Origin of the sequence: Acidovorax sp. sic0104 (genome assembly GCF_019219095.1) — a bacterium.
Taxonomy (GTDB): Bacteria; Pseudomonadota; Gammaproteobacteria; order Burkholderiales; family Burkholderiaceae_C; genus Acidovorax.
Window position 1 is genome coordinate 1 of record NZ_JAHUWH010000080.1, and the last position, 241, is coordinate 241.

Sequence of the window (241 nt, forward strand, 5' to 3'; positions counted from 1 at the left end):
TGGGGATGGCGTTGGCGACGGTGGGGTTGTCGTTGACGTTGCCCACGGTGATGGCGAAGGTGTCGGTGACGCTGCCGCCGTTGCCGTCGCTGGCGATCACGTCGATGTCGACGCTGCCCACGTCGCCATTGGCGGGTGTGCCGCTGAAGGTGCGGGTGGCGGGGTCGAAGCTGAGCCAGGCGGGCAGGGCCCCGCCGCCAGCGAGCTGGGCGCTGTAGCTGAGGGTGTCGCCCACGTCGGC

General features: G+C 71.0%; 1 protein-coding gene. It reads right to left on the reverse strand.

Going from position 1 to position 241, the window contains the following annotated elements:
- Positions 1 to 241: putative Ig domain-containing protein (locus tag KW835_RS27235; RefSeq protein WP_218387767.1), on the reverse strand; the 241-nt coding region annotated here is incomplete at both ends.